The organism is Streptomyces sp. 35G-GA-8, assembly GCF_023534745.1.
GTDB lineage: Bacteria > Actinomycetota > Actinomycetes > Streptomycetales > Streptomycetaceae > Streptomyces.
Genome location: NZ_JAMHJQ010000006.1, coordinates 154,337 through 175,716, shown reverse-complemented (window position 1 = coordinate 175,716; position 21,380 = coordinate 154,337). Strand labels below are relative to the sequence as shown.

General features: G+C 71.7%; 18 protein-coding genes and 1 riboswitch. Of the genes, 9 read left to right on the top strand and 9 right to left on the bottom strand.

Annotated elements, in window-relative coordinates; translation table 11 throughout:
- Nucleotides 1-96: 96 nt before the first annotated feature.
- Nucleotides 97-1,020, top strand: a complete 924-nt coding sequence (locus M1203_RS15050; protein ID WP_249950189.1) for a hypothetical protein — start codon at nucleotides 97-99, stop codon at nucleotides 1,018-1,020.
- Nucleotides 1,017-2,210: a serine hydrolase gene (locus tag M1203_RS15045; protein WP_249950188.1), complete on the top strand. Its 1,194-nt coding sequence runs from the start codon at nucleotides 1,017-1,019 to the stop codon at nucleotides 2,208-2,210. The genes M1203_RS15050 and M1203_RS15045 overlap by 4 nt, the downstream gene beginning before the upstream one ends.
- Nucleotides 2,211-2,234: 24 nt before the next feature.
- On the opposite strand, the gene M1203_RS15040 is transcribed toward M1203_RS15045, so the two are convergent.
- On the bottom strand, nucleotides 2,235-3,629 hold the full coding sequence (locus tag M1203_RS15040) for an LCP family protein (protein ID WP_249950187.1): 1,395 nt from the start codon (nucleotides 3,627-3,629) through the stop codon (nucleotides 2,235-2,237).
- A 283-nt stretch (nucleotides 3,630-3,912) separates the two neighbouring features.
- Here M1203_RS15040 and M1203_RS15035 point away from each other — a divergent pair, with 283 nt between their 5' ends.
- The 5 genes from M1203_RS15035 to metE all read left to right on the top strand — a co-directional run bounded on the left by M1203_RS15035 (nucleotide 3,913) and on the right by metE (nucleotide 10,476).
- Complete coding sequence (locus M1203_RS15035) at nucleotides 3,913-4,479, top strand: hypothetical protein (RefSeq protein WP_249950186.1); 567 nt, start codon at nucleotides 3,913-3,915, stop codon at nucleotides 4,477-4,479.
- A gap of 14 nt (nucleotides 4,480-4,493) precedes the next feature.
- Nucleotides 4,494-4,979: a hypothetical protein gene (locus tag M1203_RS15030; RefSeq protein ID WP_249950185.1), complete on the top strand. Its 486-nt coding sequence runs from the start codon at nucleotides 4,494-4,496 to the stop codon at nucleotides 4,977-4,979.
- Between the two features lie 159 nt (nucleotides 4,980-5,138).
- On the top strand, nucleotides 5,139-6,500 hold the full coding sequence (locus M1203_RS15025) for a bifunctional o-acetylhomoserine/o-acetylserine sulfhydrylase (protein WP_249950184.1): 1,362 nt from the start codon (nucleotides 5,139-5,141) through the stop codon (nucleotides 6,498-6,500).
- A complete protein-coding gene (locus tag M1203_RS15020; RefSeq protein WP_249950510.1) occupies nucleotides 6,497-7,654 on the top strand; it encodes a homoserine O-acetyltransferase in 1,158 nt (385 codons plus the stop codon). Before M1203_RS15025 ends, M1203_RS15020 begins: the two co-directional genes overlap by 4 nt.
- A 78-nt stretch (nucleotides 7,655-7,732) precedes the next feature.
- Nucleotides 7,733-7,982, top strand: a riboswitch (cobalamin riboswitch).
- Between the two features lie 160 nt (nucleotides 7,983-8,142).
- On the top strand, nucleotides 8,143-10,476 hold the full coding sequence (gene metE / locus M1203_RS15015; protein WP_249950183.1) for a 5-methyltetrahydropteroyltriglutamate--homocysteine S-methyltransferase: 2,334 nt from the start codon (nucleotides 8,143-8,145) through the stop codon (nucleotides 10,474-10,476).
- Between the two features lie 28 nt (nucleotides 10,477-10,504).
- On the opposite strand, the gene M1203_RS38735 is transcribed toward metE, so the two are convergent.
- Complete coding sequence (locus M1203_RS38735) at nucleotides 10,505-10,636, bottom strand: hypothetical protein (protein WP_283958635.1); 132 nt, start codon at nucleotides 10,634-10,636, stop codon at nucleotides 10,505-10,507.
- Nucleotides 10,637-11,007: 371 nt separating this feature from the next.
- Between M1203_RS38735 and M1203_RS15010 the strand changes: the two genes are divergently transcribed.
- Nucleotides 11,008-12,285 (top strand): YeeE/YedE family protein, encoded by a 1,278-nt coding sequence (locus tag M1203_RS15010; protein ID WP_249950182.1) that lies wholly within the window; start codon nucleotides 11,008-11,010, stop codon nucleotides 12,283-12,285.
- 82 nt (nucleotides 12,286-12,367) lie between these two features.
- Here M1203_RS15010 and M1203_RS15005 read toward each other — a convergent pair whose 3' ends face one another.
- Both M1203_RS15005 and M1203_RS15000 read right to left on the bottom strand, forming a co-directional pair.
- Nucleotides 12,368-14,728: an alpha-L-fucosidase gene (locus tag M1203_RS15005; protein ID WP_249950181.1), complete on the bottom strand. Its 2,361-nt coding sequence runs from the start codon at nucleotides 14,726-14,728 to the stop codon at nucleotides 12,368-12,370.
- Nucleotides 14,729-14,916: 188 nt separating this feature from the next.
- Nucleotides 14,917-15,888: a helix-turn-helix transcriptional regulator gene (locus M1203_RS15000; RefSeq protein ID WP_249950180.1), complete on the bottom strand. Its 972-nt coding sequence runs from the start codon at nucleotides 15,886-15,888 to the stop codon at nucleotides 14,917-14,919.
- A gap of 60 nt (nucleotides 15,889-15,948) precedes the next feature.
- Here M1203_RS15000 and M1203_RS14995 point away from each other — a divergent pair, with 60 nt between their 5' ends.
- Nucleotides 15,949-17,106: an MFS transporter gene (locus M1203_RS14995; protein WP_249950179.1), complete on the top strand. Its 1,158-nt coding sequence runs from the start codon at nucleotides 15,949-15,951 to the stop codon at nucleotides 17,104-17,106.
- 54 nt (nucleotides 17,107-17,160) lie between these two features.
- Here the strand turns inward: M1203_RS14995 and M1203_RS14990 are convergent, their stop codons facing one another.
- From M1203_RS14990 to M1203_RS14970, 5 genes are read right to left on the bottom strand one after another with little or no spacing between them, the layout of a single operon-like run.
- Nucleotides 17,161-17,976, bottom strand: coding sequence for an endo alpha-1,4 polygalactosaminidase (locus tag M1203_RS14990; RefSeq protein ID WP_249950178.1), 816 nt, complete (start codon nucleotides 17,974-17,976; stop codon nucleotides 17,161-17,163).
- Nucleotides 17,973-18,641: a spherulation-specific family 4 protein gene (locus M1203_RS14985; protein ID WP_249950177.1), complete on the bottom strand. Its 669-nt coding sequence runs from the start codon at nucleotides 18,639-18,641 to the stop codon at nucleotides 17,973-17,975. The genes M1203_RS14990 and M1203_RS14985 overlap by 4 nt, the downstream gene beginning before the upstream one ends.
- Complete coding sequence (locus tag M1203_RS14980) at nucleotides 18,638-19,579, bottom strand: NAD(P)-dependent oxidoreductase (protein WP_249950176.1); 942 nt, start codon at nucleotides 19,577-19,579, stop codon at nucleotides 18,638-18,640. The genes M1203_RS14985 and M1203_RS14980 overlap by 4 nt, the downstream gene beginning before the upstream one ends.
- 8 nt (nucleotides 19,580-19,587) lie before the next feature.
- On the bottom strand, nucleotides 19,588-20,301 hold the full coding sequence (locus M1203_RS14975; protein ID WP_249950175.1) for a sugar phosphate nucleotidyltransferase: 714 nt from the start codon (nucleotides 20,299-20,301) through the stop codon (nucleotides 19,588-19,590).
- 33 nt (nucleotides 20,302-20,334) lie between these two features.
- Nucleotides 20,335-21,336 (bottom strand): GDP-mannose 4,6-dehydratase, encoded by a 1,002-nt coding sequence (locus M1203_RS14970; RefSeq protein ID WP_249950174.1) that lies wholly within the window; start codon nucleotides 21,334-21,336, stop codon nucleotides 20,335-20,337.
- Nucleotides 21,337-21,380: the final 44 nt, after the last annotated feature.

The window sequence follows — 21,380 nt, the reverse complement described above, 5'->3', positions numbered from 1 at the left end:
CGGCCCCGCGATCCGCTCCGCCCTTTCCCTCGCCTCCCGCCGATTCCTCGCACAAGCCACCCGGATCCCGCACTAGTACCCGATCGGACCGACCCGATGGCCATGCCCGTCACAGAAGCCGCCCACCGGATCGCCGCCCAGGCGCTGACCTGGCTCCATACCCACCGGGAGCACGGCGCCCTGCCGCCCGACACCACCGCCGAACTCGCCGAGCCCGACAGCGTGTACAAACCGCTGGGCGAGACCGCGCTCGCCGCCTCGCTCGTCCTGCGCGAGGGCGTGGCCGGCTCCGCCGAACTACGGCTCGCCCGCGAGCTGCTGGACTTCAGCTGGAAGCAACTCGGGGGCGGCGCCATGCTCCATGAACGGTTGCTGCGCTATCCGATGATGACCGACCCGCTGGAGACCTACGCCCACTTCACCCGCTGCGACTACCGCCATGAGGCACTGGACCGGCTGCTGGCGCACACCACCTCGCTGCGTTCGGCGCGGGCGTCGGAGGTGCTGCCCAACCGCCGTCTCGCCGTCGCCAACGCGGCGCGGATCGGCGGATTCGACCAGGGCGGCCTCGCCACCGACTGGGCCGCCCTGTCCCGCGCCACCTGGCTGGGCGCGTGCCCGGAGCCCTGGCTCATCGACTGGATGACCGCCTACTACATGACGCACACCGTCTTCCATCTCACCGACTGGGGGCGGCTGCCCTCGGGGCTGCCGGGGGATGTCGCCCAGTACCTCGGCCGCTGGCTGCCCGTCTGGATCGACATCTGGACCGAGATCGGGGAATGGGATCTGGTGGCCGAGCTGCTGATCGTCAGCAACTGTCTCCCCGAGCCCCGTCGCGATCCGGCGGAGTGGGAGCGGCTGGCCGAGATTCAGCACGAGGACGGGCTGATGCCCCGGGACGGCCGGCCGGTCGGCGACGATCCCGTGGAACGCTTCGCCGCCCACCACCACACCACCGTGGTCGCGGCGGTCGCCGGTACCCTCGCCGTCTCCCGTTCCCTCGGCACCCGCTCATGACGCTGGGCGCCGCCGGGGCCGAGGAAGCGACCGGGACGGCGGGGCCGGCGGCGGAAGGGACCGCGGGGACGGCGCGGACGGACGGCGCCGCGAGGTACGTGGCGGACGCCGACGACGGTCCGCGCCCGCCCGACTGGGCACGCCGTCCCGCCGACGCCATCAGGGCGGCGGCGCCGCGTGCCGGCGCGGTCGCGGTCGCGCTGCGTCACGGCGACCGGCGGGCCCTGGTGACCTACGGCAGCACCTCGCACCACGGCGGGATCCCGGTCACGGCCGACACCCGGTTCGAGATCGGTTCCCTCACGAAGTGCTTCACGGCGCTGCTGCTCGCCGAGCTGGTGGCCCGGGGCGAGCTGGCGTACGGCGATCCCCTGGCCCGCTTCCTGCCGCCGGACTCCCTCCCCCGGCCGCGCGGCGGCCCCATCACCCCGCTCCATCTGGCCACCCACACCTCGGGGCTGCCCCGGCTGCCTCCGGGGCTCCTCGGCAGCGCGGCGGCGGACTGGTTCTCCAATCCGTACGCCCATTTCTCCACGACCGATCTGCTGCGCGCCCTGGCGAGGACTCGTCCGCACGCCCGCCCCGGCGAGCGCGTGCGGTACTCCAACTTCGGTGTGGGGCTGCTCGGTCACCTCCTCACCCGCGCCGCGACGGGTGGCCCGCGGGGGTACGGGGATCTCCTCGCGGCCCGGGTGCTCCATCCGCTCGGGCTGATCCGTACCAGCTGCGGGCCCGACCTTCCGCAGGCCACCGGCTACTGGCACGGTCGCGCCCGGCCGCCGTGGCTGATCCCCGGGCTCGCGGGGGCCGGCGCGGTCCGGTCCAGCGCGCGCGATCTGCTGGGCCTTCTCGACGCCATCCTGGACAACGCGCCGGACACCCCGTCCGGTTGCCCGCCATCGGTGCCGGTGCCGGGCACCTTGCGTACGGCGCTGGTGGATGTGGTCCGCCCCCGGCTCGCCCTGCGCGACGGCGGCAAGCGGCTGGCGCTGATCTGGAACATCCGGGTCCGGCCGGACGGCGATGTCTACCACCATTCCGGCGGCACCCGTGGCTTCAGCGCCTTCGCCGGGTTCAGCCCGCGCCACCGCACCGCCCTGGTCGCGCTGACGAATACGAGCCCGGCCGCCGACCAGGCATTCGTCCAGAGCGCGTACGAGGCGCTGCTGTCACTGGCGCGGCCGGGCTGACGGTCCGTGCGACGGAGGCGCGGGTCACCCCGTGACATCGGGCAGATCGGGTCCGATGGTGAGGGTCACCGTGCCGGGCCCGGTCCCCTCGGAGGGGGCGGGGTCGAGGCCGGGGAGTCTCGTGGCCAGGGACCGGGCCTGGTCCGCCAGGCCCTCCGGGTAGGTGAGCGTGCTCCGCCCGGCCGCGGCGGGGGCGTTGCCGGTCGCGGTGATCCGGAAGCCGAGCGCGCGCAGCCGCTCGGCGGTCTCCCGGGCCTTGCCGGGGACGTCGGTGCCGTTGAGGACGGTGACCCGAACGGTGCCGGCCGCCGGGGGCAGTTGCTCCGCCGCCTTCACCAGGCGGGACCTGGTCATCTCCCGGTCGTTCAGGAGGGCGTTGAACAGCTGCTGGGCGGCGGGCGGGTGCCAGACGACATTGGCCGTGTCGCCGGGGACGTCCCTGGCCCGGGGATAGTTCGGGACGGTGAGGAACGTGATCCGTTCCTCGGGCATGCGTTTGATGCCGGAGGCGAGCTTGTAGAGGGGTTCGAGACCGGCCAGTTCGGGGTCGGTGGTCAGTGACTCGGTGGCCGCGTCGAGGAATCCGTAGAGCGCCCGCGGCTGGTACAGCTGGGCCCTGGCCTTGGCGGCGAGGGCGCGCATGAACTCCTGCTGGCGGCCGATCCGGCCGATGTCCGTGCCGTCGCCGAGGCTGTAGCGGGCGCGTACGTAACCGAGTGCCTGCTCGTTCTTCAGCGTCTGGCACCCCGCGCGGAGGTCGAGGTGGGCCTTCTTGTCGTGGATGGGCAGGGGAGGGCAGACCTCGACGCCGCCGAGGGCGTCCACCATGCCGGTGAACCCACGGAAGTCCACGATCATGAAGTGGTCGACACGGACACGGGTGTTCTGCTCGACGGTCTTGATCGCGCAGGCGGCGGCCTTGGCGGTGTCACCGGTGGAGCCGCCGATCGCGAACGCCTCATTGATCTTGAAATGGTGAGGGGTGGAGACAGCGCCGTTGCCCTGGCGGCACGAAGGGATCCGTACCCACGAGTCACGGGGGAACGACACCACGGTGGCCCATTCGCCGCTGCCGCCGATATGCAGCAGCATCAGGGTGTCCGACTGCATGGTGGTCAGGTTCTCGCCGAAGGCCCCGCCCAGCCCCGCACGGCTGTCGGAGCCGATGATCAGGACGTTCTCGCCCCCCTGGGTGGCCTGGGGGCGGTTGTCGCCGAGGGCGTCGTCCACGCCCGCGCCATGGATGTTCCCGCTCAGCGCGGAGTAGAACCAGCCACCGGCCGCGGCCGTGCCCAGCACCAGGGCGGCGGCGGCCAGGGCGAGCCAGCGACCGGCCCGGCGGTACTGGTCCCACCTGCCCGGCCGGCCGTGCGGTGAGGGGGCGGGACGGCCCCTCGGCCTCATGGTTGCTGCGTTCACGGCGTCAATCCCCTTTCGGACGAGGATGGGGAACGGCCCCCCGGCCCGGATCAGAGCGGTGCGCTGTCGGACTCCCCTGTGGTGAACAGCCGACCCGGCCCGCTGGGCACGGTCCGCCGGCGCATCTTCGTGTCGGAGGCCGCGCCGACGCGTGCGTCGCCCCGTACATTCGGACGGCTCTGTCCGGTGGCCCCGTCGCGGGGCGTGGCGTGTAGTGGGTGGTGCCGCCGTGATCGGTCGGGCGGCTCGCCGCCCGTGGAGCGGCCGGATCCGAGGAGCCTCGATGGGGACCATCACCAGCCGTGCCACCGCGATGGCCACGGCCCTGCTGTGCGCGGCGACGGCCGTGGGATGTTCGGGCGGCGACGGTGGTGCGCCGGCGAGGAAGTCGGGAGCACCCGAGCGTCTCGTGGCGGTCACCGCCACCGCCTCCGCGCGCCCGTCCCCTTCCCCCACAGCTGTCGCCACGGTGTCCGCGAGATCCACCTCCCTCGGCAAGATCCTGGTCGACGGCGAGGGGCGGACCCTCTATCTCTTCGAGGCGGACAAGGAGAACAAGTCCACCTGTACGGGTGACTGCGTGAAAATCTGGCCACCCCTGCTCACCACCGGGAAACCCGAGGCGGGCACCGGCGGGGTGAAGGCGGATCTACTCGCCACCACCACCCGCGACAAGGGCGCGAAGCAGGTCACGTACAACGGCCACCCCCTGTACCGGTTCACGGGTGACCACAAGCCCGGTGACACCAACGGCCAGGGAGATGTCTCGTTCCACGACACCTGGTACGTCCTCAAGAGGTCGGGCAACAAGAACACCGCTCCGCAGCAGAACACCGGCGGCGGTTACTAACCCCGGGAGAAGTGATGTCCTCAGCGCCCTCCGGCGTACGCTCGGGTTCCGGCCGGAAACTCCGTGTGCTGCGCGGAGCGGCCCGGCTGCTGGCCGCGGCGGGGCTCGCGTGGGACGCCTATCTCCACGCCCATCTGGCCGACCAGTACGACGTGGTCACCGCGACCATCAGCCAGGGCGACCTCTTCCGTATCGAGGCCGCCCTGGCGTCGCTCGCCGCGCTGCTCGTGCTGGTCTGGCAGCGGCTGCCCGGGGATCTCTTCGCGTGGAGCGTCGCGGCGGGCGGTCTGGCGCTGCTGCTGATCTACCGCTATGTCGATGTCGGCCAACTGGGCCCGATTCCGAACATGTACGAGCCCCTCTGGTTCGGCGACAAGAAGCTCGCCGTCGTCGCCGAGGCGATCGCCGTGGTCGCGACCGCCTTCCTGCTGATCACCCATCCCTTCGCGCAGCGCTACCGCGGCCGTCGCCGCGCGGGCAGGCGCGCCCGCCGGACCTGAGGGGACTCACGGCCTGGGGCCTGTCCTGACCGCTTTGTGTTTCCGCGTCATTGCGGGTTCATGGCCATGCGCGCGGCGCGCTTCCGGCCATGGCCCGGTGGCTCTACGGTCCGTAATCAAGCGATTCCGCTGTCCCGAGAAACCCGTGCGAGGCCTGATATGAGCCAGCCCGTCGACTCCATCACCGGGGGACACACTCCCGAGGACATCTCCCGGCAGGACGCCGGTCCCTCATGGTCCTTCGAGACCAAGCAGATCCACGCGGGCGCCGAGCCCGACCCGACGACCGGCGCCCGCGCGGTGCCGATCTACCAGACGACGTCGTTCGTCTTCAAGGACACCCAGCACGCGGCCGATCTGTTCTCCCTCGCCGAACCCGGCAATATCTACACCCGGATCCACAACCCCACGCAGGATGTGCTGGAGCAGCGGATCGCCGCTCTGGAGGGCGGGGTCGCGGCCGTCGCGCTCGCGTCGGGGCAGGCCGCCGAGACGCTGGCGATCCTGACGCTCGCCCGCGCCGGGGACCACATCGTCTCCAGCACCTCGCTGTACGGCGGGACGTACAACCTCTTCCGGCACACGCTCCCCCGCTTCGGCATCGAGGTGTCCTTCGTCGACGATCCGGACGACATCGACGCCTGGCGGGCCGCCGTACGCCCCAACACCAAGGCGCTGTTCGCGGAGACGCTGGGCAATCCGCGCGGCAATGTCCTCGACGTACGGGCGGTGGCGGACGCGGCGCACGACGCCGGGCTGCCGCTGATCGTCGACAACACCGTCCCGACGCCCTATCTGCTCCGCCCGATCGAGCACGGCGCGGACATCGTGGTGCACTCGGCGACGAAGTTCCTCGGCGGGCACGGCACCACCATCGGCGGGGTGGTGGTCGACGGGGGCACGTTCGACTTCGGCGCGCACACCGAGCGGTTCGCGGATTTCCATACCCCGGACGCCAGTTACCACGGGCTGCGCTACTGGCCGGATCTGGGTCCGGGCGCCTTCGCGGTGAAGCTCCGGGTGCAGTTGCTGCGCGACATCGGCCCCGCGCTCTCCCCGCACTCGGCGTTCCTGCTGCTCCAGGGCGTGGAGACGCTGAGTCTGCGCGTCGAGCGGCACACGTCCAACGCGCTGGCGCTCGCCGAGTGGCTGGAGCAGCGCGACGAGGTCTCCGCCGTCCACTACCCGGGGCTGGCGTCCAACCGCTGGTACGAGGCCGGGCGGCGCTACCTTCCGCACGGCGCCGGCGCGGTCCTCGCGTTCGAACTGCGTGACGGGGTCGAGGCGGGCAAGCGGTTCGTGGACGGGGTCGAACTCTTCAGCCATCTCGCCAATATCGGTGATGTGCGCAGCCTCATCATCCATCCGGCGTCGACCACCCACAGTCAGCTCGGCGAGGAGGAGCTGGCGGCGACGGGCACGGCTCCGGGGCTGGTGCGGCTCTCGGTGGGGCTGGAGAACGTGGCCGATCTCAAGGCCGATCTGGAGGCAGGGTTCCGCGCCGCGAAGGCATCGTCCTGAACACGTCCGCCGACCCGGCCACGCTCCCCCTCCCGCCGGTCACCGGTGGCTGGCAGGAGGGGGATCCGGCCGGCCGCCGCTCCTGGGTGACGCTCGACGGTCCGCTCCCGCTGGAGGCGGGCGGGACGCTGCCCGGAGTCCGGCTCGCGTACGAGACTTGGGGGCGGCTCGCTCCCGACGGCTCGAACGCGGTGCTGGTCCTGCACGCGCTGACGGGGGACAGCCATGTCGCGGGACCGGCGGGGCCGGGGCATCCCACAGGGGGGTGGTGGGATGCCCTGGTCGGTCCCGGCCGGGCGCTCGACACCACTCGCTGGTTCGTGGTCGCCCCGAATGTGCTCGGCGGCTGCCAGGGCAGTACCGGCCCCTCCTCGGTGCGGCCGGGCGGGGACCGCTGGGGGCCGGCGTTCCCGTATCTGACCCAGCGCGACCAGGTGGCCGCCGAGGCGGCCCTCGCCGACGCGCTGGGGATAGCGCGCTGGGCCGCGGTCATCGGCGGGTCCATGGGGGGTATGCGAGCCCTCGAATGGGCTGTCGGCCGGCCGGAGCGCACCGGCTCGCTGCTGGTCCTCGCGTGTCCGGCCGCCGCCTCCGCGGAGCAGATCGCCTGGGGCGCCGTCCAGATCGCGGCGATCCGTTCGGACCCCGGGTGGCAGGGGGGCCGCTACCACGACGCCCCGGCCGGCGGCGGTCCGCACCGGGGGCTGGGGATCGCCCGTCGCATCGCGCATGTCACCTACCGCAGCGAGCCGGAACTCGGCGCCCGGTTCGGCCGGGAGCCGCAGCGGGGCGGCCATCCCTGGCAGGGCGGCCGGTACCAGATCGAGTCGTATCTCGACCATCACGCCGCGAAGCTGGTGCGCCGGTTCGACGCGGGCAGTTATGTGACCCTCACCGAAGCGATGAACGGCCATGACGTGGGCCGGGGCCGCGGTGGCGCGGCGGCGGCCCTGCGCCGGGCCCGGATGCCGGCCCTGATCGCGGCGGTCGACTCCGACCGGCTCTATCCGCCGGCCCAGCAGGCGGAGCTGGCCGCCGCCCTGCCGGGGGCCGACCGGCTCAGAACCATCGAGTCGCCGTACGGGCACGACGGCTTCCTGATCGAGACCGCGCAGGTGGGCGCTCTGATCGAGGAGCTGCTGTCCGGGGCGTGACACCCGGCGGACGGGCGGGTGGAGGACCATGGGATGGCCGGAATATGAACCGTGCTGTCGTTGATCCGCTTCAGCGCCTAAGCTGCTCGTGCAGTTGGTTCGCCCTGCCGGCCAGGTAGGCGCGTCGTAAGAGGGAACCCGGTGGAAATCCGGGACTGCCCCGCAGCGGTGAGTGGGAACGACCGCCGTCATCAGCACTGGGTCCGAGCCGGACCCGGGAAGCGACGGCCAGTAGGAGTCCCTGTCGGTACGCGCGTTCGTCCGTGCGCGTACCGGGTACGGGACGCGCCCACGAGTCCGAAGACCTGCCACTGCCCGCGCGCCACCGGTGCGCGCGGAGATCTCGGTGACCTCGTGGGCGGGTCGGCGTGCATATCGGGCGGGCATCCGTGGCGGCACAGCGCCGCCGGCCGCCGGATCTGTTCAGCTCTTCGCGCCCGCGGTCCGTCGCCGGGATCTTGGGAGACATACTCGCGAAGGAGAGTCCCTTGACCACGAAGTCCGCAGCCGCGGCAGCCCGGGCCACCGTGTACGGCTATCCCCGTCAGGGCCCGAACCGGGAACTCAAGAAGGCCGTCGAGGGCTACTGGAAGGGCCGGGTCACCGCCGACGCCCTCCGGGACACCGCGGCCGAACTGCGCCGCGCCACCTGGCGGCGGCTCGCCGGCGCCGGTGTCCATGAGGTGCCGACCGGTGACTTCTCGTACTACGACCATGTCCTGGACACCAGTGTCATGGTCGGCGCGATCCCCGCCAGGCACCGCGCCGCCGTCGAAGCGGACGCCCTGGACGGGTACTTCGCGATGGCGCGCGGTACGCGGGAGGTGACCCCGCTGGAGATGACCAAGTGGTTCGACACCAACTACCACTATCTGGTGCCGGAGCTGGGGCCCGACACCGTCTTCACCGCCGATTCCGGCAAGCAGGTCGCCGAGTTCCGGGAAGCCCTCGCGCTCGGTCTGACGGCACGTCCGGTGCTGGTCGGTCCGGTCACCTATCTGCTGCTGGCGAAGCCGGCCCCCGGGGTCGCCGCCGGCTTCGAGCCGCTCACCCTGCTGGACCGGCTGCTGCCCGTGTACGCGGAGGTGCTCGCCGATCTGCGCGCGGCGGGCGCCGAGTGGGTCCAACTGGACGAGCCCGCCCTGGTGGCGGAGCGTTCCCTGGCCGAGCTGAACGCCGCCACCCGCGCCTACCGGGATCTGGGCTCCCTCACCGACCGGCCGAAGCTGCTGGTCGCCTCGTACTTCGACAAGCTCGGCGCGGCTCTGTCCGTACTGGCCAAGTCCCCCGTCGAGGGGCTCGGGCTGGACTTCACCGGGCCCGCGGCGGCGAATCTCGATGAGCTGGCTGCGGTCGGCGGACTGCCGGGCAAGCGTCTTCTCGCCGGTGTGGTCAACGGCCGTAATGTCTGGATCAACGACTTCGAGAAGTCCCTGTCGGTCCTCGGCACACTCCTCGGCCTCGCCGGACAGGTGGATGTGACGTCCTCCTGCTCCCTGTCGCACGTGCCGCTGGATGTCACGGCCGAGCGCGATATCGATCCGGGGATCGCCCGCTGGCTCGCCTTCGCCCGGCAGAAGACCGAGGAGATCGTCACGCTGGCCCGTGGCCTCGCGCGGGGCACCGGCGCCATCACGGCCGAACTGGCCGCCAACCGGGCCGACTTGGCGTCCAGGGCGGGATCGGCGCTCACCAACGACCCGGCCGTTCGCGCACGGGCTGCGGCCGTCACGGACGCGGACAGCCGCCGCCCCCAGCCGTACGAGAAGCGTGCGGAGGCCCAACGCGACCGTCTGGGGCTGCCCTTGCTGCCGACGACGACCATCGGCTCGTTCCCGCAGACCACGGAGTTGCGCACGGCCCGCGCCGATCTACGGGCCGGCCGTATCGACGCGGCGGGGTACGACAAGCGGATCGAGGCGGAGATCCGTGAGGTCATCTCGTTCCAGGAGGAGACCGGCATCGACGTGCTGGTGCACGGCGAGCCCGAACGCAACGACATGGTGCAGTACTTCGCCGAACAGCTCGCCGGCTACCTCGCCACGCGGCACGGCTGGGTCCAGTCGTACGGCACCCGCTATGTCCGGCCGCCGATCCTGGCCGGGGACATCTCCCGCCCCGCCCCGATGACGGTGCGCTGGACGTCGTACGCGCAGTCCCTCACCGGCCGGCCGGTCAAGGGCATGCTGACCGGCCCGGTCACCATGCTGGCGTGGTCGTTCGTACGGGACGACCAGCCGCTCGGTGACACGGCGCGGCAGGTCGCCCTCGCGCTGCGCGACGAGGTCGCTGATCTGGAGAGCGCGGGCGCTTCCGTGATCCAGGTGGACGAGCCCGCGCTGCGGGAGACGCTGCCGCTGCGGGCCCGTGATCACCAGGCGTATCTCGACTGGGCGACCGAGGCGTTCCGTATCACCACCGGCGGGGTCCGCGCGGACACCCAGATCCATACGCATATGTGCTACGCGGAGTTCGGTGACATCCTCCCGGCGATCGACGCGCTGGACGCCGATGTGATCAGCCTGGAGGCCGCGCGCTCCCATATGCGGGTCGCGGACGAACTGGCCGCGGCGGGCTATCCGCGCGAGGTCGGGCCGGGTGTGTACGACATCCACTCACCCCGCGTCCCCTCCGCCGGGGAGGTGGCGGACCTGCTGCGCAAGGGACTTGAGGCGGTGCCGGCCGAACGGCTCTGGGTCAACCCCGACTGCGGGCTGAAGACCCGTGGCTGGCCGGAGGTCCGTGCCGCGCTGGAGAACCTGGTCGCGGCGGCCCGGGAGGTCCGGGCCACACTCCCGGCCCCGGTCTCACCGACGCCGTGACATCGGGCCCGCGGCCCCGCCCTCCCGGTCAGGGAGCGGCGGGCGCCGCGGGCTCGCGGCGGTGGTGCTCCGGCCGCGCCGGGACCCCGGCCACCTCGGTCATGTGCACGGCGCGCTCCCCGCCGGGCATCCGCACGTACGGGACGCGGTGGCCACCCACGCCGGATGGTGGCACGGCCGCCGGCGAGCGCCGACCGTATGGCGAGACACCGGTCCACAAGGCGGAAACCGGCCGTTATGCTCATCCGCATGTCCGCACCCGCTCGCCTCCTCTGTCTCGCGCTCGTCGCGAACTCGGCGTGGTGTGTCGACGACGGCCTCTGTCGCCGCTCAACCTGTCGTCGCTGATTCGGTCGCCGCCGAACCCGTCATCGACGAAACGAACCCTTACCGACGCACACCGTTGTCCGCGGAACCCGTCTTCGCGGGATGCCGGACGTCCGCCGCTCCGGCCGTCGGCGGCCCGCTCCTGATGTGCCGGCCCCTCCCGTTACCCCGCCCCGTCCCGTACCCCGTTCCCGGAGACACACGATGACCGCACCGCCCGTGGAGGCGACGAAGCCCGCCGCCCTGCTCGCCCCCTCCCCCACCTCCGTACCCCGTCCCGAGGCTCCCCCCGCCCCGCCCGTGCGCCGGGTGCCGCTCGCCGTGTCCGCGCTGATCGCCGTGGCGCTGACCGGTTATGTGTGGTCCGCCCATGGGGCGCGGCCCGGTGTGCTGCTGCTGCTCGGCCTCGGTCTCGGCGTGGCGCTCTTCCACTCGCGCTTCGGCTTCACCTCCGCGTGGCGGCAGCTCGTCGCCGTCGGCAATGGCACCGGACTGCGCGCCCACACCCTGCTGCTCGGGACCACGGCGACCCTGTTCGCGCTGCTGATCGGCACCGGCACCGGTCTGTTCGGTTCGGTGCCCGCGCCGTCGGCCGGGCCCCTGGGCGTGGGGCTGCTGGCCGGTTCGTTCCTGTTCGCCGTGGGCATGCAGCTCGGCGGCGCCTGCGCCTCGGGGACCCTGTTCGCGGTCGGTTCCGGGCAGTCGTCGATCGTGCTCACCCTGGGTGGCTTCATCGCCGGCTCGACCCTTGCCGCCTGGCAGTTCGGCCTCTGGAAGGACCTGCCCGCGTTCGAGCCGGTCGTCCTGGCCGACCATATCGGCTGGTTCGGCTCCTGGGCCGTGACCATGCTGGCGCTCGCGCTCATCGTGCTTGTCTCGCGACGCGTCCAGGCCCGCCGCAACCCGCCGCCCATCGGCCCCGTACCGTCCGCGCGCGGCGCCGCCGCACGGGTGCTGCGCGGCTCCTGGCCGCTGGCCGCCGGCGCTCTGGCGCTGTCCGTGCTCGGCGCCGGTGTCCTGCTGGTCTCCGGTGGCGCCTGGGGCGTCACCAGCGCGTTCAGTCTCTGGGGCGCTGAGCTGGTACGCGCACTCGGCGGGCATCCGGAGACCTGGACGTTCTGGCAGCAGCCCAACAACGCGCGGATGCTGGCGGGCCCGGTGCTCGCCGACAAGAACAGCCTGACCGACATCGGCATCATGATCGGCGCGGCGGTGGCGGCGGCGCTCGGCGGCACCTGGACGCTCCATCGCGGCGTGCCGTGGCGGACCGCTGTCGCCGCGGTGCTGGGCGGTGTGCTGATGGGTATCGGCGCCCGGCTGGCCGGTGGCTGCAATATCGGCGCCTATCTGGCGGGCATCGCCTCGGGCAGTCTGCACGGCTGGATCTGGGGGGCCGTCGCGATCCTGGGCACCTGGGCGGGCCTGAGGCTGCGTCCGCTGTTCGCGCTGAGCAACCCCAGGCCGGGGGACGGTATCTGCTGACCACCGGCATGGCCCGAGGGGGGCCGGGGGCGGGTGACGACCCCCGTCCCCGGGACTCCCGCCCCCGGCCCCCCTCACCGTCTCAGGACCGCCAGTCGACCTTGAACACCCAGACGTGCTGCCCGGATCCGCGCGCCGCCGACGGTACGTCGACGACCAGCTTGCCGCCGGTCGTACGCCAGCTCAGCGGCCGGTCGTGGCCGAGCAGTGTCACCCGGTCCCCGGGCCTGACGGGCACCGGGGCCTCGACCGTCAGGGTGCTGCCCGGCCGGGTGAGCGAGTGGATGTAGAACGCCTTCTCCGGCCTGACCGTGAAGCGCAGGTCCTCGCCGAGCTGCGGCATCCTCGCCCAGTACGTACTGCCGTAGATCGCCTCGCCGTTGACCTTCAGCCACTCCCCGGTCTCCCGGAGCCTGCGCTCCATGATCTCGGGGATGGTGCCGTCCGCCCGGGGGCCGATGTCGAGCAGGAAGTTGCCGTTCTTGGAGACGATGTCGACGAGGGAGTGGATGACCTCCTCGGTCGTCATGTACTTGTCGTCGGGAGTGGCCTGGTTGTAGCCGTAGGAGCGCGGGTCGAGCCCCCGGCTGGCCTCCCATTTCGCGGTGACGACCGTGTCGTAGGTCGTGTACTCGGGCGTGGTGAAGTCGTGCGGGCCGATGCCCGAGCGGTTGTTGACGGTCACCTCGATGGGGCGCGCCCGGTTCTTCGCGTGGTTGAAGTACTCCGCCAGGACGCGATGGCTGTCGTTGTCCCCGCCGATGTCGCACCAGAGGATCTCGGGGTCGTACCCCTCGATCAGTTCCAGCATCTGCGGGGCCTGGAGGTCCTTGATGTAGTCCTGGCCCGCGAAGTGGCCGGTGTACGGGACGGGTTCCAGGGTGTACGGATTGCGCGGCGCGTGCCCCTGCCACGGGTGGTCGGGGTTGAACCACTCCGGCATCGAGAAGTACAGACCCCGGTGCAGCTCCGGGGTGTAGCGGCGGGAGGCGTCGAAGAGTTCCCTGATCAGATCGCGCTTCGGGCCCATCTTCACGGAGTTGCGGTCGGAGACCTTGGTGTCCCAGAGGGCGAATCCCTCGTGGTGCTTGGAGGTCAGGACGTGGTACTGGGCGCCGGCGTCCCGGAACAGCTCGACCCAGGAGCGTGGGTCGAAGCGCTCGGCGCGAAACCGCGGGATGAAGTCGTCGTAGGCGAACGACTCGCCGTAGGTCTGTCGGTGGTACGCGTACGTCGGGTTGTTCGGGTCCTGCATCTGGGACCAGTACCACTCGGCGTACTGCACGCCGACCGGCGCCCACGCGGGCACGGAGTAGACGCCCCAGTGGATGAAGATGCCGAACTTCGCGTCCTGGAACCAGTACGGCGCCTGATGGGTGTTCAGGGAGTCGTCGGTCGGAAGGAAGTCGGGCACTCCGAGGGTGAGGGAACGGCGCACCTCGGCGGCCTGCTGCCCCCGGCCCCGGGCGACGATCCGGCCGTCCACGCTGGTCCCCGGCGCGGTGCCGGGGCCGGGGCGGATGCCGATCCGTACGCGGGTCTCGTCGCCGGGGGCGAGCCGGGTGACACGGGCCGGCGCGACCGTACGGGCGCCCGGGACGTCCACGGAGAGGCTGAGCCCGTCGGCGGCGAGGATGCCCACCGTTCCCGCGTTGACGACCGTGGCCTCGACGCTCTGCGCGCCGTGGTCCAGCGAGGACGTCGTCGAGCGCGCGCCGCGTACCGCCAGCGCCCGCCCCTCGACGGCCGGTTGGAGGGAGAGCGCGAAGATGTGCAGCGAGGAGGAGTTCGCCTCGGCGGGGCGGGTGACCGGCAGGGTGAGGGCCACCGCCTCCCTGCCCGGGTCGATGGCGAGCGTGGGGGCGGCGATCACGACCTGGTGCGGGTCCTTGGCGCCGGTGGGGTCGTAGCGGTACGGGGCGACGAGGGCGCCCTTGCCCCCGTACCAGTCGGGGCCGCCGAGTGCGGCGGTCGAGGTGGTGCCGTCCGCGTAGTGGACGGTGGCCTCTCCCGAGGTCTCGCCATAGCTGCTCGCGGTCAGGAAGTGGCCGGACAGATAGTGGCCCGGTGGCAGTTCGAGGCGCTGCCCGAGAGCGACGATGTTGTTCTTCGCGCCCGCCGTGGCGGCCGGGAAAAGATAGACCAGTCCGTCGATCTCCACCTCCCCGGTGGGGAGTTCCTCGCCGGGGAAGGTGTAGCCGGAGCCGTCGAAGTTCCCACCGCGGGCGTCCGCGGTGTCGATGCCGTCGTTGTCGAACCAGCGCTCCAGGGGCACGGGGAGAGCGGCCGGGACCGTGCCCCAGTCACCGCCTGCCCCCTCCGTATCCGCCCCTGGCAGCGTGGTGCGCGGACTCGCGTCGGCCGTGGCCGGGTGAACCAGAGCGGCGCCGATTGCCGCCCCTGCCGTCATTCCGAGTACATGGCGTCTGGGAAGTTCCGTCATGAGATCCGATGATTGAAGCATGTCCTGAACCTGTCAATGCTCCTTTCAGGACCGGATCCTGTTGTCGCATCCATATCCATCGGATGAATCGGCGACCACGACGACCGTGCCGGGACGGCTCAGGGCCTCGGGGCGGCTCGCGACCGCTCGTCGGACGGCGCGGGAGACGGTGCCGGAGACGGCCTCCCTCACTCGTGCCTTTGGGCATCCATCAGGACCTGCCCGGCGTCCGTGCGGTAATAGAGCACGGACCGCCCGGTACGCCGGCGCCGCACCAGCCCCGCGTCGAGCAGCACCTTGAGATGACGGCCCACCGACCCCAGTCCCTGCCCGGTCAGCGCCACCAGCTGCGTGGTGCTCTTCGGCGCGTCCAGGAGGACGAGGACGCCCGCCCGTGCCGTACCGAGCAGCGCGCCCAGGGTCTCGGGCACCGGCGCCCGGTCCGGCTCGGCCAGCGCGCCCGAGCACGGGTACACCACGGCGTACCGGTGGGCCGTGTCCCAGGAGACCCAGCCACGGCCGGGGGTGACCGGGACGAACATCAACCGCGCCCCGGACAGCTCCAGTTGCGGATAGTCCTCCGCGTTGATCCGCAGCCGCCCCTCGCCCAGCCAGCGCATTCCCGGGCGCAGACCGTCCAGAGCGGCGGCCCAGCCACCCTGGCTCAACTGCCCTGTCCGCGCGACGACATCGGCCTCGATGATGCCCCGCCGCCGGGGCCAGTGGGGCAGGACCGTCTCCGTCCACACCCACCCCAGCAGATCGGCGGCGCGCGTCGGCAGATCGGACCGGCGCAGCCGGGCGGGGAGCGGTCCCGCCAGCGATTCGGCCAGATCGGCGCGGGCCGTCTCGGCGGGAGTCTCGCGGATCCGCGCCAGCTCGTCCGTGAACGCCTGCTCGCCGTCGCCCGTCGGCGTGGGGGTGAGGAAGGTCGCGTTCCAGCCGCGCCCAAGACCGGCCCGTACGAGCAGCGCGGTGACCGGGTCGTCCGCCAACCGCTCCCGGTAGGCGGGCAGATACGCGTCGAGCCAGGCGCGCTCGCCCGGATGCGCGGCGGCGCCCCGCTCCAGGGTCTTCAGGCTCGCGGTGGTCTCGGCGAGCGGCGACACGACAAAGCGGCTCTCCGCGAGCGTGTCCGCGCTGACCAGCCAGCACCCCAATGGTTTCGCCTCCCCGCGAAACAGTAACGCTCTCGCGGAGGGGCCGCTGAGACTCCGGCCATGCGCACCTATCACGATCTCTTCCGGACACCGGAGTTCACCCCGCTGTTTCTCACCTCCGCCGGGCAGACGGCGGCTCAGGCGGTGAGCGGGCCGGCCCTGGGCACACTGATCTACACCGGGACCGGCTCGCCCCTGCTCTCCGGCCTCGCCATGTCCGGCCCGGCCCTCGCCCAGGCGGTCGGCGCGACCACCCTGCTGTCGGCGGCCGACCGGCTGCCGCCGCGCGCGGCGCTGACGGGCACGGCGCTGCTCTTCGCCCTCGGCACCGCCCTCCAGGCCGTCCCGGGCCTGCCCGTGTGGGCCGCCTTCGCGGTCCTTCTGGGCCTCGGGACGATCGCCTCGCCGGTCGGCGGGGTGCGCTACGGGCTGCTGAACCACGTTCTCTCCAGGGAGGGTTATCTGCTGGGCCGCTCCCTGTTCAATATGTCCGCCGGTGTCGCACAGATCGGTGGATTCGCCGTCGGCGGTGTGCTGGTGGCCGCGCTGTCGCCGCGCGGCACCCTGCTCGTCGGCGCGGTGCTCTACCTCGTCTCGGCCGCCGTCGCCCGGTGCGGTCTGGCCCGGCGCCCGCCGCGCGTCGCCGGGCGGCCGTCGGTGCGCGAGACCTGGCGGACCAACGTGTGGCTGCTGTCCCCCGGGCCCCGCCGCCGCGTGTATCTCGCCCTCTGGGTGCCGAACGGACTGATCGTCGGCTGCGAATCCCTGTTCATCCCCTACGCGCCCCATCACGCGGGGCTCCTCTTCACCGTCGCGGCGCTCGGCATGCTGGCCGGGGACATCGCGATCGGCAGGTTCGTCCCCTCGCGGTGGCGCGGACGGCTCGCCACACCGCTGTGCCTGCTGCTCGCCGCCCCGTATCCGCTCTTCGCCCTGCGCCCGGCCCTGCCGCTCGCGGTGGCCGCCGTCGTCCTCGCCTCGATCGGCTACGCGTCGAATCTGCTGCTCCAGGAGCGGCTGATGGCCCTGACACCCGAGGAGTCGAGCGGCCACGCCCTCGGGCTGCACACCTCCGGGATGCTCACCATGCAGGGCGTGGGGGCGGCCCTCGCGGGAGCCGTCGCCCAGCACACCTCGCCCTCGACGGCGATGGCGCTGACGGCGACGGCCTCGCTCCTGGTCACCCTGGTGTGGGTGGGCCCCCGTCGGCGCGGCTGAGGTGCGCGGGGCCCGGCCGCCGGACCGTGGTCGTCCGGCGGACCGGACACCGGGTCAGCAGGGCTGGCGCCAGGTCCCCAGGTCCAGCCGCTTGCGTATCGAGGACAGCTCAAGGCTGCGCGACTCGGCACAGAATTTCTCGGTCGGCTCGCGGTACTCGGCGTGGAAAACGGCCTTGCCCGCCTGGATGAAGGGAGTCAGCAGCGCGCACTCCTCGTACTGTGCGCACTCCTCGTTGACCGCGAAGTCGAAGTCATCGACGAGTTGGGGGATCTGTTGCAGATCGTTCTTGAGGCCGACGGCGAGCCCCCGGGCATGGGCGATGTCCGCGAGCATCCGGTTGTAGGCGAGTTGGTCGCCCGGAGTCAGCGGGAAACCGGTGTCGTCGGCGTACGCCTCGACGAGGTCCGGCTCAACCGCGTCGAACCCCTTCTCCCGGCACATGTCCATCCGCTTTTCCATGATCGGGCGGAGAACATCCAGGCGTCGGATGTCCAGCCATCGTTCGCCCTCCCAGCCGTTGGTCTTGCCGCGCACCGACTTCGGGAAGGCGTCCTGGTCGGGACGGAAGTTCTCCCAGGCTCCGGCGTTGATGTAGCAGATCACCTTGCGGCCCTTGCTGTGGAGCGCCGCCACATCCCGCGCCGAGCTCTCGAAGCCGTCGATGTCGTAGACCGGGACATCGACGGAGACATCGAGCTTCCCGTCGAGCTGCCACTGCCAGGCGAGGCCCGGCCGGGGCTGCCACCGGCTCTTCTCCTCGCCGTCGCCTTCGCTGTCCCCCGGGCCGGAGCATCCGGCCAGCACCACGGCCAGCAGAGCGGTCAGGGACACCGCGCAAGCCCAGTTGATGGTCTTCCCGTGCTTCACAGATCGTGTTCCTCTCCGGTGAGCGCGGGGGTCAGCCCCGCCCATGGATTCGGCAGTTCACCCGTCACGGGACCGCAGACCGCGGCGTGCCGCTGCCGCGCGGTGCGGACCGCGAGGGGAACGAGTGCCGGAGGTACTCCGTACACCAGGTGGCAGAACCGCTCCGGCGGGTACCGCGCGGTCCATTCCGGCCGGCTGAAGGCCGTGGCATAGGTCGACCAGTGGCCTTCGAAGACGACGACCAGATCGGCGAGGCGCGCGTATCCCGGCGCGGGGTAGACGCCCGAATTCAGCACGACCGTACCGGCGCCGATCCGCCGGAGCTCTCCGACCAGACGCCGGCAGGCAGGAAGTCCGTCTTTCTCGGGGGCCACCTGGTCGAGAAAGCAGCCATCGGTCTCGTACCACTCCCGGTGGCGTGCGAAGTCGTTCGCGACCTCGCGCGCGGGGCGCTCTCCGTAAGCGGTGTCCACATAACCCAGCACACGTACACCGGCCGCGCGCAGCGCTCGGGAGACGGCGGTGAACGCCGGGTCCCGGGCGCTGCCAGGACCGTTCGCCGGGTTGAGGACGACCCCGTGGACGGAGTGGGACTCGGCGGCCGGCAGGGCCCAGGCCTCAGGGTCCTGGGACGGGTGTACATAGAGCGGGATGAGCAGTCTCACGGCAGGCGCATGCCTTCCCGGCCGGGGGCCGGCGCCTCGGACCGGGTTCCCCCGCCGGCCGCCGCCCACAGCGCTGTCAGCGAGTCGTCGAGCCGGTGCAGGGGCCGCCAGCCGAGGGCATCGGCGGCGGCCTTGATGTCGGAGCACTGCCATGACACCTCCTCCGAGCGCGTGGAACCGTGGCCGTCCTCCTCGACGCGCCCCCGGAACCCGGCGGTCCGTACCAGTGTGTGCACGAGATCACGGACCGGTACGGCTCGCCCGCCACCGATATTGAGGATGGCCGGCAGCGGTCCGGGGGCCGTGATGGCGAGCGCCACGGCCCGTGCCACATCGCGGACGTCCACGAAGTCACGGTAGGAGGACAGGTCGCCCAGCCGGATCACGGCGCCATGTTCGCCCATGGCGGCACGGAGCAGACCGAGGACCCGGCCCGGGAGCGAGGTGGATCCCTGCCCCGGACCGACCGGATTGCCGATGCGCAGCACCACCGCGTCCAGGCCGGAGCCGGCCACCGTGACGGTGCCCGCGAGTTTGGTGGCGCCGTAGACGGTCACCGGGCGGGTCGGCGCCGACTCCGTCACCTCGGTGCCGGGCGTGCCAGGACCGTACTCGGCGGCCGAGCCGAGGTGGATCAGACGGGCACCCGGGGCGGCCTTCCGCACGGCGGCGCACAGGGCGGCGGTGCCCCGGGTGTTGACCTCGGCGAGGGTCACGGCGTCACCCCCCACCGCTCCCGCGCAGTTGACCACGGCGTCCGGAGCCGCCGAGGCGAGGACCCGCGCGATACGGTCCACGGCGTCGGTGGCGAGATCGATGCCCAGGTCCGCGTCGGGCGAGCGTCCGGTGCGGAGCAGCCGGGCGCCCGGAAGGGCGCCCAACCGCTCCGCGACGTGCCCGCCCAGGTAACCGGTGGAGCCCAGGAGGATGATGCGCATGGTGTGGTTCAGGCTCCCTTGAGGAGATGGGATTTACGGCTGGTGAACTCGGCGTTGGCCCGGTCGTAGTCGTCCGGGCGACCGATGTCGAGCCAGTAGCCGTCGAACTCGTACACATGGGGCGGGTCCTGCGCCTTCAGCAGGTCGAGCACCACCTCGTCGAAGCCCAGGGGCAGGCCGGGGGTGTACGCGTCGAGGGTCGAGCGGGAGAGTCCGTAGACACCCATGGAGACCCGGTAGTCCAGGCTCGGTTTCTCGGTGAAGCCGACGACTCTGTCGGCGTCGGTGGTCAGGACACCGAAGTCGATGCGGACCTGACGGGCGTAGGTGGCGATGGTCAGGGGGGCGCCGACGGTCCGGTGGCGGGCCAGCACATCGCTGAAGTCGAGGTCGGTGAGGATGTCGCCGTTCATCACCAGTAACGACTCCGGGAGTCTGTCGCGCATGGTGAGCAGCGGGCCCATCGTCCCCAGGGGACTGTCCTCGATCGTGTAATCGATGGCCAGGCCCCACTGCGATCCGTCCCCGACATAGGCGCGGATGATCTGGCCGAGATGACCGATGGCGAGCGTGCAGCTGGTGAATCCGGAGGCCGCCAGCTGGCGCAGGACGATCTCCAGGATCGCGTGCTGGTCCCCGATGGGAACCAGGGGTTTCGGCAGTGCGGTGGTGTAGGGACGCAGCCGGACGCCTTTGCCTCCGGCCAGAATCACTGCGTGCATGGTTCTCCTCCTCTGGGCGACGTGCGAGCCGGGTCAGATGTTGTAGATGCCGGTCTTGTAGCGGGCCAGGTTGGCCGGGTCGGAGAAGAACTCCACAGTGCGCGCGAGGCCCTGTTCCAAGTCGTGGGCGGGCTCCCAGCCGGTCGCGGCGCGCAGCCGGGTGGCGTCCGCGACCAGCCGCATGACCTCGGAGTTGGCGGGTCTGACACGTTCCGCGTCCTCGCGGACGTCGATCGTGACGTCCATCAGTTTGCCGATCGTGGCGACCAGGTCGCCGACCGCGATCTCACTGCCCGTGCCGGCGTTGAAGGTCCGGCCCACGACCCGCGCGGCCTCCGCCGTGCCGACCGCGAGGAAGGCCTGAGCGGTGTCCTCGGCGTAGGTGAAGTCCCGGGTGGGGCGCAGATCGCCGAGGGTGATGGTGCCCGCTCCGGCCGCCACCTGGCCGATGACACTCGGGATGACCGCTCGCATGGACTGCCGAGGGCCGTAGGTGTTGAACGGCCGCAGTGTCACCACCGGTGTGCCGAAGCTCGCGTGGTAGCTGTCGGCGAGTCTGTCCCCGCCCGCCTTGGAGGCGGCGTACGGGGATTGTGTGTTGATGGGGTGGTCCTCGGTGATCGGTACGGTCAGTGCCGTGCCGTATGTCTCGCTGGTGGACGTGTGCACGAGCCGGGGTGTGCCCAGGGCCCGCACCGCTTCCAGCACGTTGAGCGTTCCGGAGACATTGGTGTCCACGTAGCTGTGCGGGGCCAGATAGGAGTACGGGATCGCGATGAGCGCGGCCAGGTGGTAGACGCAGTCCGCCCCCTCCACGAGTCCCCGGACCGATCCGGGGTCGCGCACATCGCCGAGCTGGATCTCGACCTGCTCCAGGACGTCGGCGGAGAGGGTTTCCAGCCAGCCGTACGAGGAGAAGGAGTTGTACTGCGCCATGGCCTTGACCCGGTATCCGGCCGCCACCAGGGCCTCGGTGAGGTGGGATCCGATGAATCCTTCGGCTCCGGTGACGGCTGCGAGTGGTGCGGAGTTCACTGGTGATCCCTTTCTGGGGGTCCTTCGACGCCCGGGGACGATCC